The following is a 17,515-nucleotide window of genomic DNA, read 5'->3' on the forward strand; positions in this document are numbered from 1 at the left end:
TTTAAACCTGTTTTTTTATTTTAAAAAATTCATCCGAATCCTTAATGATTCAGTGATTTGGAAAACCATAATTCTGGATTTTATATTAAAATCTGTTACCTGTTCCACATCGTGATAAACCACTTAAACCAACAAAAAAACTGTTCTTTCTTACAAAAAGTAAGTGTTAAAATCCATTTCAGTCCCTGACTTACACAAACCCTGCCAAAATAGCGTTTCACAACATAACTAAGGCAGACTACAACAATAAATTTCCTTCCTGATTTTTAAGAGCAATATTTGTTATTGGTAGTAACCAGATTCAACATTATCGAAGGCTACCAATGTAAAGATTAGAATTAAGTAGTAGTTAATACCAAACTTACCGACCTAATGAAAATAAAGTCAACCAAAATTCTTTTATTAACGAGTTTTCTCTTTTTAGGTGTTTTTTCGGCCTTTTCTCAAGTAAAAAACGATTTTGACGTTCGTTATTCCGCTGACATTCGTGGAGAATTGACATTTATAGCTAATAATATAGTAAACAGACAAAATGATGGTTATTGGCAAGGAGCTTGGGTTAGAAGAGGAGGACGATGGAGATGGGTTGCCGAACATACGTGGATACCCGCAAATAGTGCAAATGACCCCTATAACCTAACAGGAAGCTCTTCAGACTATAACGACAATCTCAATATGCAGTATATTGATGTTGATAGTGATCCAACTACATTTAGTTCTAGTAGTGCTACTCTAGATGTCCCTGATGAAGGGTGCTCTTTAGTGCGCTATGCAGGTCTGTATTGGTCTGCCGTTTATGTAAACGGTGATAGAAGTACTATTGATGACGTTAAGTTTCAAGTTCCGGGAGGTACCTACCAAGATCTTATAGCCGATGAAATTCTTTTTGATGGTGATGGTGATGCAGATTTTGGTTATTACAGCCCATATGCGTGTTATAAAGATGTAACTTCAATAGTTACTGGGCTTGCAAACCCAGATGGTGATTATTTTGTTGCTAACGTAAATGCAAGCTCCGGAAGTAGTATATCTGGAGGTATTTCTGGTGGGTGGACCATGGTCGTGGTTTATGAAAATCCAAACTTACCAGGCAGTAAATACATTACTACTTTCGATGGGTATGCTGGTATTGCTTCTGCAGCACCAGACGTAGACATCCCAGTCAGTGGCTTTACCACTCTTCCTGCACCGTTTCAAGTAAATGCAAATATTGGTATTGCTGCTCTTGAAGGAGATAACAGAATAGGTGGAGATGGTTTACAAATAAACGCTAATGGCTCTTTCACTCCACTTAGCAGCACCTTAAACCCTGCCAATAATTTCTTTAATTCGAACATTACCATAGATCCAAATATTTTTACAGCACGAAACCCGAATAGTTTAAATACTTTAGGATGGGATGTGGATTTATTTCCTGTCACCAATGTTCCAGGCAACAATGTAATTCCAAATGACGCAACAAGTGCTGTTTTAAGACTAAGCTCAACCCAAGATAAATATGACGTTTTCTTTACCTCTTTTGATGTAGAAATCATTGAGCCCAATATTGTTCTTGAAAAAAAAGTAAATACTCCAGGAGGGGTTGACATCACAGGTCTCGGCGTTAATCTTGGTCAAACTTTAGACTATGTTCTTTCATTTCAGAACATTGGCAATGATGATGCGGACAATTACACAATAAGAGATGTTCTTCCTGTAAATGTTGCCCCGCCAAATGGCGTTGACTTTACAGCTGCTGATATGGTATTGCCTCCGGGTGTAACCTACATATATGAGCCAGCAAGCAGAACTGTGACCTTTTCAATCCCAAACAATTTGGTTGAGCAAGGACTTACACCGTATTCAATACGAATGCGCGTACAGGTAGCTGAAAATTGCTTTGACTTTATAGATGCCTGCTCTGATCTCATACAAAATTTAGCCTATTCAACCTATCAGGGAGTAGAAAATACGGCACTAATTACAGATGACCCCAGTGTTACTGATTTTGACACTTGTGGATTCATAATTCCCGGAGCAACCAATTTTTTATTGGATGATCTTTCCGACTGTAATTTTGAACGTACTGTTGAGCTTTGTGGTAGTGAAGCTATTCTAGATGCAGGTGATAATTTTGATGAATACATTTGGGTAAGAGATGACAATGGCAATAATCAGTTTGATGCAACAGATACGGTAATCACAGATGGTGACCCAGACAATGACCCAAGCACAATGTCAGTTACAACTGTTGGTACTTACATCGTAGACAAAATTGTTGCTGACCCATGTAAAGGGTTTAAAGAAATTATAACTGTTGTTCCTTATGGTTCAGGTACAATTCCTAATCCAATAATAGAATACTTCAACGATGTAAATAGTGACACAGATCCTTCCAATGATTTGGCTGGGGAAATAGTTCAATGTAGCATTGATAATGATTTATTACCCAAGTTATTCCTTTGTGGTGTGGGTGATACCCGTCAACTACAGGTTAATATTCTTGACGCGCAAAGTCTTGTTTGGGAACGATTAGACGAAGGAAGTTGTACCCCTTCAGGTGATGATTGTGCAAATAAAAACCTTACATGTACATGGGCTCCAGAGGGAACTGGTAATAACTATTTGGTTTCAAGTGCGGGCAAATATAGACTGTCTGTAACCTATCAAAACGGGTGTACGAGCCGATTCTATTTTAATGTGTTTCAAAATACATTGGACATACTGTATAATAACAACGATATCGTTTGTACGGCTGATGGTAACATTACCATCACCAATTTAGGTGCGGGTTACGGCTACCAATTGGTTGATGATGCAACAAGTAATATTTTAATTCCTTTTAGCGCCAACAATGGCCCAAGTTTTGATTTTGGAACTGGTGAAAATGGCGCATATAGAGTTCAAGTTACTCAGTTAGACAATGCGGGCGTACCAATAGACGATGCCTGTATTTTCGAAACACCTGTGATTGGTATTGTAGAAAGGGATGTTCAGTACAACGTAAACTTCACTCCTGCAAATTGTAACTTATTAGGTACAGCCACTATTCAGGTCACCAATGCTGATGCTAATTATGACTACGAAATACGATTAGATGATGGCTCTAATGGTGGATTAGGAACTTTGGTTGATGACGAGCTGGCGCAAACAAATAATAACTACACGTTTACAGGCTTAAATCCAGGTGATTATATTGCTTATGTAAATACCGATGATGGTTGTTCATATAATGAACAAATCACCATTCTTGATGAGAATGACTTAACCTTAACCGCTCAGGTTTCACAACATATTTCTTGTAAAGAAGGAAATATACAAATGGATTCCAATGGTGGACAAACTCCCCACACCTATGCCATTTGGGAATATGTTGATGAAGGTGGTACTACGATTACTTCATATCCAACCGTAAACGATATTCCACCAGCTGAGTTTCAAACGAGCGTTATTTTTGATATACTTCTGCCAGGAGATTACACTTTTGTTGTTGTAGACCGTAATAGTTGTCCAGTCATTTCAAATACCGTAAGTATAGAATTTCAACCTGCAGCAGAATTTGACCCAATAACATTAACGGATGTACAGTGTTTTGGTGATTCCACAGGAACAATTCAATTCAATCTTACTGATGCTCACGGTTACCAGTTAACCTATTATCTATTTGATGCTACAGGTTTCGATGAAACCAATTACAATCTTGCCAATGCTCTGGACACAAATACCACAGGATATTTCACTGGGTTGGCTTCTGGTGATTATGCAATAGTCATCAATCAACGTAAAGGAAGTGCCTCGTGTGATTATTTTGAATATTACACAATATCGACCCCGACCAGCGCATTAAGTGCTGACTCTGCACTTATTCAAGATTATACCTGTACTCAAGATGGTATAATCGAAGCACAAAATGTTGCTGGAGGCACAGCACCTTTTGAATATAGTATTGATGGAGTCACATTTATTCCAGATACTACTCCAAATGCACATAGATTTGAAAATTTAACTGATGGCACATATACCATTACCGTTAGAGATGCGAATGGTTGTTTGTTCCCAACACCTGCAATTACATTAGATCCACTTAACGAGCCTTCTGATTTAACATTTACAGCAACGGCTCCAAATTGTCCAACGCAAACATCAAACGTAATAGTGACCGTTGTCGACGGCAATACACCTTTCGTTTTTGATATTATCGCACCTGCCACGATTGCAGCCACGTCTATAACTGGAGCAACTGCAAATTTTGACAATCTCGCTCCAGATACTTATACCTTTAGGGTTGTAGACAGCAAAGGGTGTGAATATACAGAAGACTTTACAATTGCACCCGTAACTCCGATCGCCACTGCAGGCGTTCTTGTGAATAATGTCACCTGTGTGGGTGCATCAGATGGTGCCGTTGATTTTACTGTAACTGATTTTGCATCAACTTATGCCTATAGTATAAATGGTGCGGCTAATATCACCGCCCAAACAGCAAGCACTATTAACTTGACAGGGCTTTCAGCTGGTGATTATACAATAATTGTCACAGATGAAACCACCAACTGTACCGCAACAGATGTGGTCACAATTAGTGAGCCTACCGACCCTTTAGCCTTTACATATAATTTAACTCCACTTGGCTGTTCTGCAGATGGAACAATTTCCATAACCGCAACTGATGGTTGGGGAGGATATTCTTATGAAATCATACAACCAAATGCAGTTGTTCTTGGCCCACAACCAAGTAATGTGTTTACAGGATTGACCCAAATTGGTAATCATACAGTTCGTGTAACTGATGCTGGTGGATGTATTGTAACTGATATATTTAATATAGCAACACCTGTAAATCCTACAGTAACACTTGACCCAACGACCAATTTATGTTATGATCCAACCACAGGAGTAAGCCTTACAGCAACCGCAAGTGGAGGTGTAGCACCTTATTCCTATAGCCTTAACGGTGGCCCAACACAAGGTGGAAATATTTTTAATAATCTTACACCAGGTTCTTATACTGTAGTTGTTACTGATACCTATGGATGTCCTGGGACATCAAACAATATTACTATAGAACCACAACTGACTATTACACCGGTTCTTACAAAAGAACTGGATTGTACCGTTTCTCCTGAAGCTATTATTGATATAACCATAAATGGGGGTTATGCTGGTTTTTCATATCAAGTAAATGGTGGGGCAAGCGTAGCAGTAGTAGGAAACACTTTTACCTATAACACGGCCGTAGATGGCACCTTTATATTCCTGATTACAGACAACGAAGGATGTACAGCGCAAACTACAGTTATTGTTGATCCAATTACAAACCCGACTGCAACAAACAACCCGATTAATCCTACATGTGATGGGGCAACTGACGGTAGTGTTGAAATCGTAATTGACCCAAGCTTTGGAACAGCCCCATACCAAGTAAACTTTGATGGTGCTGGCTTATCATCTCAAACACTTTATACTGGTTTAACAGCTGGTACTTATAATTATGTTGTTGAGGACAGCAAAGGATGTACTTTCAATGGGAGTGTAACCCTTACTGCACCAAACCCAATGGCTGCAGATGCTATATTAACACAGCCGTATACTTGTCTACAAGATGGAACCATCCAAGTTCAGAATATAACTGGAGGAACTCCGGGATATACTTATAGTATTGATGGTGTAACTTTTGGAGCTTCGGATACTTTTACCGGTCTCACGGACGGCACCTATACAATAACGGTAAGAGATGCCAGCTTATGTACTTTCATTACAACAGCGGTTATTATTCCCGCATTAGACCCACCAACGGACATATCTTTTAGTGCAACACCACCAAACTGTCCTGCTGAAACCTCTGATGTTACTCTAACAGTTACAGATGGAACAGGTGCAATTACCTATGAAATAACTGCACCAGTTTCAATAAACAACGGAACAAATAATATATTCACTGGTCTTGCACCAGACACTTACACATTCTTGGTGACAGATGCCAACGGATGTACTTATACCGAAAATTATACCATTAACCCGGTTACCCCTATCGATGTTGTTGGAATATTAGTTGATAATGTTTCATGCTTTGGGTCTGCTGACGGAGCGGTGGATTATACCGTAAGCGGGTTTTCAACAACTTACCAATACACAATTAATGGAGGAGCAGCTATTACAGGGCAATCAACTACTACCATAAACCTTACTGGACTTGTTGCTGACAATTATGTTATCGTAGTTACGGACGAAACAACCAATTGCACAAATACCACAACAGTTACAGTAAATGATCCACCATCGACTTTAGTAATTGATAGTATTACACCAACAGATCCGACTTGTACTGGAGACGGAACCGTTACAATTGACGTATCTGGAGGTTGGGTAGGATATACATACGAGATTATTGATCCAAGTGCAGCTTCAACTACAAATACTTCGGGTACATTCACTGGTCTTTCAGACACCTCTGGAGCTTATACGGTAAATGTTACCGATGCTAATGGCTGCGTTGTATCTGGTAATTTCACGTTGAACCCAACGGTGTCACCGGTACTTAGTGTTAGCGCCAATAGTCTTTGTTATGATAGCACAACCGGACTTGTTTTAACGGCTGCTGTAACTTCAGGAGGAGAAGCGCCATTCCAATACCGTTTAAACGGTGGCGCCTATCAAAGTGATGTTGATTTCACAGGATTAGGACCAGGAAGTTATACAGTAGAAGTTATTGATAGTAAAAACTGTACCGCAAGTGCTAGTATTGATGTTTTCCCAACTTTAACAGCCTCTGCAGCCCTAATTAAGGATTTAGATTGTACTGCAACTCCAGATGCTGAAATAAGCATAAATATTGCTGGAGGAAATCCAGCGTTCACTTATGAGGTAATTAGAGATGGAAGTACCATACTTGCTAGTACGGCTGTTCCAAGTATACCTTTTTCATACTTTACCACAACAGCTGGTACCTATGAATTTATAATTACAGATACTGAAAGTTGTACGGTTACTACAAACCAAATAGTTGTTACAGATAACAATCCTCCAACAGTAGTTGAAGTAATAACCGAGCCACTTTGTAATACAAGTGCGGATGGTGTTGCAGAACTACAAATAAGCGGTGGATCAACACCTTATCAAATTGTTTTTGATGGTAGTGCACCATCAACACAAACTATCTATGCAGGTTTAGTTGCAGGAACATACAATTACACAGTTACTGATGCTAAAGGTTGTGTAACAAATGATAGTGTTACATTGACCGCACCTACTGTAGTTGCTCCAGGAACAATCAATTTAGTTCAAGAATATCGTTGTGATAATGCTTCAGCTACCATACAAGTTACCGGCTATTCAGGGGGTACTCCTGGCTATGAATTCAGTATTGATGGTATCAATTTCCAGCCATCAGATACATTCAACACTGGAATTACGACTGGTTCATATACTATCACGGTGAGAGATTCAAATGGTTGTGTGGCAATTACTCCCGCAATTGTAATAGATTCCCTTGACCCACCTACCGACCTTACTTTTGGTGCTTCCGCAATAACCTGCCCTGCACTAGTGTCTAATATTACTGTGTCTGTGGTAAATGGCACAGCGCCTTTCGTCTACGAAATTATCGCACCTGCGGGTAGCATTGTTAACAATGGCAATAGCAACTTATTTACAGGTTTATCCCCTGATACCTATACCTTCAGGGTAACTGACGATAAAGGTTGTCAGATAGAGGAAAGTTATACAGTTGTAGATATTCCACAAGTTACTGCGGTTTCTCAATTGACCAATAATGTTAGCTGTTTTGGTGCTTCTGATGGCGCATTCACGTTTACAGTTAGTGACTTCGCATCCACTTATAGTTACATTGTAACAGATGGTATGTCCTTGGTTGTACAATCTCAAAACAATATTAATCTTACAACGCCAATAGCTGTTGCTGGATTTGCAGCTGACACTTATACCGTTACAATAACAGACGATACAACCAACTGTACAACAACAACCAGCATGGTCATAAATGACCCTCCTGCTGCCCTGGATTTCACATTTACCAATACTCCTGTTACCTGTATTGAAAATAGCACTGTAACTGTAACTGCAACAGACGGTTGGGGCAGTTACGAATATCAATTGGAGAATACAGTAGGTCCTGCAATTGTTTATGCATACCAGAATTCTAATGTGTTTACTAATGTACCTGCAGGGACTTACAACATTTACGTAAGAGATGCAGGAGGTTGTGTGGTAGATAAACCAATTACATTAACACCAGCTGATACACCTACTATTGCCTTAGATCCTGCTTCTGATTTTTGTTATGACGGAGGAAATCAGGCTTCATTTGTAATCAATATTACAGATGGTGTAGCTCCATATACTTATAGTATAGATGGAGGCGCTCAAACCGCCATTATTGGAAATCCTTTTACAACATCGAACCTAGCGCCAGGCACTTATAATATTCAGGTAACTGATGCCTATGGTTGTGTCTCCAATGTCCTAACGGAAACTATTGAGCCTCAATTAGCGGCAACTGCACTATTAACCCAAGATCTTTTATGCACAGGAAACGCTGTTATTGATGTAACTGTAAATGGTGGATATACGCCATATGCAACCTATCAGGTACAATTAAACGGTGGTGGATACGGTGCAACGACACCAATAATTGGCAATTCATTCACTTACAACGGTGCAGGTGCGGCAGGAACTTACCAGTTCTTGATTACCGATGCCAGAAATTGTACTGTAGAAACAAATGAAATTTTAATAACACCAACTGTAACTCCTCAAGCGACACCTGTTGTTACCGATGTTGCTTGCTTTGGTGGAGTTGATGGATCAGTTTTCATCGATGTTGATACTAGTTTTGGAACAGCGCCTTACACTATAAGTTTTAATGGAAGTGCATTCACGTCAACTACAACATATTCAGGCCTTGCAGCTGGCGTTTATCCTTTTATCGTAAGAGACTCAAGAGGTTGTGAACTCACAAGTAATGCCACAGTAGATGAACCATTGCAGATTTTATCTAATATGGTTGCAAGGGATGTTACTTGTAATCCTGGGGTTGGAAACAACTTAGGTGGGATAGATGTAACTATTACACAAGGTGGATTTACTAACTTTACTTATACCCTTTATGATAGCTCAAACAATATAGTTGTTTTGGGAAGTGGAGACCCCAACCCTGCAACAACAGCAAGTACAACACATTCCTTCGATGGTGTTGATTTTGGTGATTATTATGTAAGAATAGTGGATGCCAACGGTTGCGAAAGCGACTTGGGGTCGGTACGTGTATTGTCAAATCCATATTTGAGTCTATCTGCATTTATTCCTCCACCGGATTGTCCAACGGGAGGAACAGCGGAAATCACTGGCTCAGGTGGATCGGGAGATTATAGCTTCCAGATATACGGAATTGGAACCGCTCCAACTACAGAAGTACCAGGCTTGCCCGGTGAGGAAATAGCAACATTTACAGGACTTAATCCTGGCCAGACTTATATTATTGAGGCGATTGATAACGTAAACCTTTGTACCAGTTATCAAGAAGTAATTATTCCGCCAGTATCGGCCATTACAATTGTGGTAGACAGTACAACTGATATTACTTGTTCGGGTGCAGATGATGGTGTCATGACCTATACAGTAGATAATTATGATATAGGCGTTACTAATATAGATTATTCTATTCTTAATGCGTTGACCAACACACCTGTAGTAGGTGCTGGAACTTATTCAGGAACTATTGGGCCTGGACCTGCGGGTGGACCTCAAAGTTTGACGGTTACAGATCTACCCCCTGGTGACTATATACTTTTTGTTGAGGAATCTATTTTACCTTCATGTAGTAATACGACAACATTTAGAATTACCGAGCCAACACCTGTGGCTTTAAATTTAATTAACCAAATAGCAGCCAACTGTAATGATGATGCAGAGGTAACGGTTAGAGCTAGCGGTGGTACAGGACCCTATAGCTATGCATATGTAATTGACGGAGCAGCGGCTCCGGGAGCATTCCCAGAAGGATCAACATTTACTCTTGACCCTGTTGTTAGTTTGGTTTGGGATATATATGCCCAAGATTCAAACGGATGTATTTCTCCATTACTGGATGTTACCATTACAGAAGATCCCACCCCATTAATAAGTGTAGCTCTTAACGATCAATGTACAGCTGACGAAGGTTTATTCTCTGTAGATATTACCTTAGATGCAATTGGTATAGTGCCGCACACAATTAGTATTGACGGAGGTGCGCCACAGGCGAGTTCATTGGTTTTGGTAAGTGATGTAATGACAGTTTCTAACTTAAGTTCAGGTGCACATTCATTTACAATCACTGATGCCAATGGTTGTACGGAGACCGAAAATATTACGATTTTTCCTCCTTTGGATTTAATCGCGAACATTTCGGCTTCAGATAACTGCGTCCCAGCAAACTCAGGGGAGGTTACAGTTACTGCCAGTGGTGGTTCTGGAAACTATAGTTATACTCAAATAACTCCAGCAGGACCAACACAAGCTTCAGGAATATTTACTGGACTTACACATTCTATAGCTTATACTTTTGAAGTAGAGGATACAACAACAAATTGCACAACTCCGGTAACAATTACCTTACCCGCACCTGCAATTCCGACATTTACTTTGGACGCAACAGATGTTAGTTGTTTTGGTGGAAATGATGGTACAATCACAGCTACATTAAATCCAGGCAATATTGATGTTGCCTATGAATATAGTTTAGATGGAGGAACAACAAGACAACCTTCAAATGTATTTACTGGGCTAACTCAAGGCACATATAATGTTACTGTAATATCAGCCAAAGGTTGTCAAGCTACTTTGCCTATTGATGTTGATGAACCGACTCAACTGGATATTTCAGCATCTGCGTCTGCCTTTAATTGTACAGATTTGGCCAGTACCATTAGCGTAACTGTTAATGATGCCACCCCTGGAAATCCTTCAGGTACAAGCCCATATGTTTATAGTTTTGACGGTGGTGTGAATTTCCAAACTGCCAGTACTTTTGAAGTGCCATTTGGCTCACCAAATGTTACTGTTGTTGTTCGGGATGCAAATGGTTGTGAAGACAATGCGATTGTAGCTATTCCTACCATGCAGGAGGTTACGGCGGTTATCAACCAAAACCAAGTGATTGACTGTAACAACGGACAAGAAATAATTGAAATTGTCGCTTCAAACGGTTCGGGAACATACACATATACCGAACTACCAAGCGCTAATGTGGTAGCCGACCCAGCAAATATTGTTCTGACCGCACCAGGAACCTATGTTTATGAAATTACTGATACGGTAACCAATTGTTCGGTTATAGTCCAACATACAATTGCGCCTTATGATTTAATAGATGTAACGGCCGTTGTGACAAATAATGCCACTTGTAGTGATAGCTCTGACGGTATAATTGAGGTTACAATCACGGGCTATATAGGAACCTTTGATTATGAAGTCTTTGATGCTACTGGCACAGCTGTTGCTGGAACGAACAACTCTGATAACGCAACGAGTGATCCATATATATTCAATGTTGCTTCAACACTTCCTGCAGGAATTTATTCTGTGCGAATAACCGAAACCGCATTCCCTGAATGTGTTGGTACATCCAATAATGTAACTATTGATGCTCCTGAACCTTTGGCCTTGACATTAATCAGTAATGTTAATGCGAACTGTAACGAAGCCAATGCGATAGTTACCATGCAGGCTACTGGTGGCACAGCAGGATATAATTATGGTGCCTCAATAAGTGGCGCTGGTGATCCTGGTGTTTATCCTTTTGATAATACCATTGAATTAGACCCAACAACAAGCTTAAATTGGGATATATATGTCCAAGATGCAAACGGGTGTGTTATTGCCGTACCATTTGCGATTACTGTAGATACTGATACAACACCTGATATTTCTTTGGTTATCGATGATGAATGTGCAGATGAGGGCAGTTTTGCAATAACAGTTTCTTTAGATGCTATCAATACAGGTGTAGCTCCTTATACTATGAGTATAAATGGAGGTGCTTTCCAAAGTATTGCCAGCTTCCCATATAACTATACTGGCTTAACGGCTGGAGCATATGTTATTGAGATAAGAGATGCCAATAATTGTGGTGAAATAGAGAATATTACCATTGAGCCAGAATTAACCGCAAATGCAATTGCCCTTACCCAACCGACATGTGTCACAAACGATGGTGTGATTGAATTTACAGTCAGTGGTGGGTCCGGTGCATATACTGCAGTACTTTTACGTTCTGATCTTACACCAACAGGTATAGCCCCAACTGGAAACCAATTTACGGGAGTTGCATTTGGTGATTATATTGTGAGAATTACCGACAATACACTGGGCACACCAAATTGTGTTGCCGATGCGCCTATCTCATTAGAAGAACCAACTGCAGTAACGCTAGATACTACACAAAAAACAGATATTACCTGTTTTGGCGATGCAAATGGAACTATTACGATTAGTTTAATAACTCCAGCAAATGGAGTAAATGACAATCCACCCTATACTTATTTAATAGATAATGGTGTGGATCCGACAATAACCAATGATACGGGCATATTCACAGGATTAAATTCAGGAATATATACTATTACGGTCACTTCCGATAGAGGTTGTGTTGAAACAGACAGCATTGAAATTATAGAACCAACGCAATTGGTGGCCAGCGCCAGTGCAACTGATTTCGCCTGTGCTCTTGATAATACGGTAAATGAGTCGATCCTTACGATAGATGTTCCAGTTACAGGAAGCGCCCCATATTCATACAGTATTGACGGAATAAATTTCTTTACAACTAATACATTCAATATTATTGATACAGGCGCGATTCAGAACATTACAGCAACTGTTAGGGATAATAATGGTTGTATGGATACTGACGCTGTAACAATCAACCCATTACCAACTATTACCGATGCAACGGTATCTTTGGTAAATGCTATTACTTGTTCAAATCCAGAAACTGTACGTGTAACCGTAGTTGGAGGATCGGGAGATTTTACTTTCGAGCAACTCCCAAGTGGTCCATCACAAAGTCTAGTGAGTACTACTGCAGATTTCACACTGACTACTCCTGGTGATTATACATTCAGGGTAACAGACAATGTAACCGGTTGTTACTTTACAACATTACCATATACTGTTGCTCCTTATGATCTTATTGAAGTTGTTGCCGCTCCCGTAGCTCCAGTAACTTGTTTTGGGGATTCTGATGGGCAAATGAGTATTCAGGTAAACAATTATTTAGGTAATTATACTTATCAGATATTTGATAATACAGCAACGGCAATAGGTGCGGTTGTGGCTACTGACACATCTGTAAACCCAAGAATTTTAACAGGACTTCCTGCAGGAAACTATTATGTGGAAGTGATTGCAACAGACGTTCCTTTCTGTGATGCCTTATCAAACACTGTTACGATAGAATCACCAGACGCAGCAGTGAGTTTAATCGAAATTAGTAACATCAATGCGAATTGTAATATTGGTGCCCAAGTAAGTGTTCAGGCCAGCGGTGGAACTCCAGGTTATACATATGCATTTGTACCAACAACAACCTCTCCGACAGGATTGTACACCTCAAGTGCCAGTGCGGTATTGACACCGGCTACATATCCAACAGATTATGATGTTTATGTACAGGATTCTAGAGGTTGTACGACTTTTATAACAATAACAGTGGACGAAGATCCAATGCCAACGGTTACAGCCCCAGTATATGCTACGGATCAATGTGCTTCAGACGGAACAACATATACTTTTGATGTGGTAGGAACTGGTATTGCACCTCTTGAATATAGTGTTGGAAATGGTTACCAAACAAGCAATACAATTATTGTTTCTGCAGCTGGAACCTATACCGTTACGGTTAGAGATGCCAACGGTTGTTTGTCTACAGATACCATTACAATATTGCCACCTCTTGGTTTGACCCCACTTGGTACCGTACAACCAAGTTGTGCATTAAATGATGGAGAAATTACAATAACTGCAAACGGAGGTTCTGGAAGCTACGAATATGATCTTCTTGATGGTGGTAACGTGAGTATTACCGGTGGAGTGCGTCAGCCATCCAATGTGTTTGCCGGTCTAGCACCAGATACGTATACTGCCATTGTTTATGACACAAGCGGTTCAGGCTGTGACGCACAGGCTCCTATAACTTTAGAGACACCTACACCTGTAGTATTCACATATGTTCAGGAAAATGTCTCTTGTTTCGGAGGCAATGATGGATCTATCGAGGTAATCCTTGATCCTTCAAACGACAATCCTCCATATACTTATACCTTGAATGATGGTGTGAATCCACCAACAGTTCAAACCAGTAATATATTCACTGGTTTGGTACAAGGCTCTTATGATATTACGGTGACTTCCGATCGAGCGTGTTCAGACACACAGACAGTTGTGATATCTGAACCTGTAGCAATCGATGTTACTGCTACCGCCACAACATTTGTTTGTAATCCAAGCAATACGGTTTCTGTTGCTACAATTACTGCGACTGGTGCAGATGGGACAGCTCCATATACATACAGTATCGACGGAACCAATTTCTTCACCTCAAATACTTTTGATGTGGTTGACACAGGTGTGGTTCAAAATATCTCTGTTACAATAATGGACGACAATGGTTGTACCGATACAACAAGTGTTATCATTGATCCAATCAATACATTCACAGCTACTGTTACTTTAATTGACGCAATAACCTGTGTAAATGGAAGGGAAGAAGTGATCATCACAGTAGCTGATGACGGTAATCTTGCTAATAATTATACATATGAATTATTGCCTATTGGTAACCCGAATGGTTCCTTAACTGGTACACCCACGAATGTTACGGCCGAGTTTGATTTAACCGCCGTAGGTAGTTATACCTTTAGAATCACCGACACAAACACTGGTTGTTATGTTGATACATTACCTTACGAAATAGCTCCTTATGATTTAATTGAAGTTACTGCAACTGCAATTGATCCTGTGATATGCTTTGGAGATGGTAACGGTTCATTGGAAATAAATATTTCTGGTTATACTGGAACTTATGATTATCAGCTTTATGATGATGCAAACAATGCTATTGGTGTAGTTGTTAGTACAGATACAAGTGTTAACCCTAGATTAATTAGTGGGTTAGACGGTGGTAATTATTATGTTACAGTTACTGAAACCACAGTGCCTTTCTGTAATGACGATACCAATATGGTTACCGTTTTATCGCCAGATATGCCATTGACTGAAGTGACTACAGTGCTTGCTGAAGTAGAATGTACCGATGATCAAGGTGAAATAAGAGTGAATCCTACAGGTGGTGTAGCGCCTTATGACATTACCTTAACCAACACGACTACTGCAGAAGTATATGATACAGCATTTGATGTAAATGCTGCTGTATTCGCTGGCTTATCAGCAGGTGATTATAGTGTAAATATTGTCGATGCAGGTGGATGTTCAATTACTAACCCATACCCTGTTTTATTTGTAATGCCCATAGCTGTTACGGCCAATGCCATTCCTTTAAATACTGCATTGATATGTTATGGTGACACTACAGGAACTGTTTCTGCCACAAACGTAATAAATGGTAGTGGTAATTATGAATATCAACTAAACTATTACGATGCTTCAAATACGTTTATTGAATTTACATCAGCAAGGCAAACAAGTGACACCTTTAACAGCTTAGGGGCTGGAATCTATAGTATTACTGTTTCTGATGGATGGAACTGTGATGTTGAAACCAACAAAGTAACAATCACTGAACCCACATTAATTGAAGCAACACTGATTCGCACAGATCCTTTGACCTGTGCAACTGGGGTAGAGTTTGAATTAAGTGCAACTGGTGGTAGTGGTACTTATGAGTACAGTTTAGATAATGTAACATTTAGTCCAATGACCAGTAACCCAATGCCATTGCCTGAAACAGGCACCTTGGGTGCAGGTTCTCATCAGTACTATGTTAGGGATTTGGGCGGGGCTTGTGAATCGGTAGCTTCTAACCAAATTACTGAAAACGCAATTGTACCGCTGGCTCTAATTGTTGATAGATCAGCTGCAATAATCAATTGCAATGGTGATGCCACAGCAATCATTTATGCAAGCGCAGAAGGTGGATTGGGTAACTATCAATATGAATTATATACCAATGCCGCCTTAACATTGGCCTCTAGAATTGCCGGACCGCAGAGTTTGGGTGAGTTCACGGGTCTTGCTGCTGGCACATATTATGTGAATGTATATAGTGAAGATTGTGTTGCCCCTGCTGAAGAGGTAATCATTACTGAGCCTGTACCTTTAACTTACACAGAAGATGTTGTAGATGTTAGCTGTTTTGGCGACACCAATGGTAGTATTACAGTAACACTTTCTGGTGGATCCGGTGGATATCAATATGCGATTTCACCTAATTTAAATCAGTTTGATACGGTCAATACATTTACCAATTTGTCTCCTGGTGATTATACAGTTATTGCCCAGGACATGAACGGTTGTTTCGAGATGTTGGATTATACTATTAATCAGCCTGCAATGATGCAGATATCTGCAACTTCCACCCCTGAAATATGTGTAGGTGAAGAAAATGGTACGATTACGGTTTCAATATCTGGCGGTACTGCGCCATATAGCATAAGTCTAAATGATTTATCAAATTTTGTACAAGATAGAGTGGATTTCACCGATCTTGCAGCTGGAAATTACTTGTTGTTTGTAAGAGATGCGCAAGGTTGTGAAGATAATCTGGTCGTTGAAGTTGCTCCTGGTGTTAACCTAAATGCCACAGTAGATCCAATCTACGAGTGTACCGGAGACACACCAAACAACTATATTGAAGTGACCCTTGAGGACTCTTCAGTTGCTGGTGATGTCATGTACGCTATTGATTCTCTGGATCCACTGGATATGCAATTGACTCCAGACTTTGCCGATATAGCCCCTGGAATGCATCAATTGACTATTGCACACTCAAACGGCTGTGTAAATCAAATTGATTTTGAAATCCAAGCATTTGAACCTTTGACCTTAGAGTTGCAAAACAATAATATCAACGAAATAACAGCTATTGCAACAGGTGGAAGCGGTGTTTATACCTTTTATTTTGATGGAGATGATAACGGAGATGACAATACGTATTTCATTAATAGGACTGACACATTTGAAGTTAGGGTAGTTGATGAATTGGGCTGTGAAGTGGTTGCGATGATAGCTATGGAGTTCATAGATATTGAAATTCCTAATTTCTTTACTCCCGACGGAGATGGTAATAATGACTTCTGGATTCCAGAGAATTTAGAAGGGTTCCCTGAGATACTAATAAAAATTTATGATCGTTATGGTAGAGTAGTAGAAGATAACGTTGTCGACCAAAATGGATGGGATGGTACTTACCATGGAGCCGAACTACCTACGGGTGACTATTGGTACATTATTAAACTACAAGGAGAAAATGATGATAGAGAATTCGTAGGACATTTTACCTTGTATAGATAAACTTAACCTA

The 17,515-nt window shown here is 39.9% G+C and carries 1 protein-coding gene; it reads left to right on the forward strand.

The features are described 5' to 3' along the window. Nucleotides 1-372 precede the first annotated feature (372 nt). A complete protein-coding gene (locus tag FB2170_RS17285; protein ID WP_041632728.1) occupies nucleotides 373-17,505 on the forward strand; it encodes a T9SS type B sorting domain-containing protein in 17,133 nt (5,710 codons plus the stop codon). Nucleotides 17,506-17,515: the final 10 nt, after the last annotated feature.

The organism is Maribacter sp. HTCC2170 (assembly GCF_000153165.2).
GTDB lineage: Bacteria > Bacteroidota > Bacteroidia > Flavobacteriales > Flavobacteriaceae > Maribacter_A.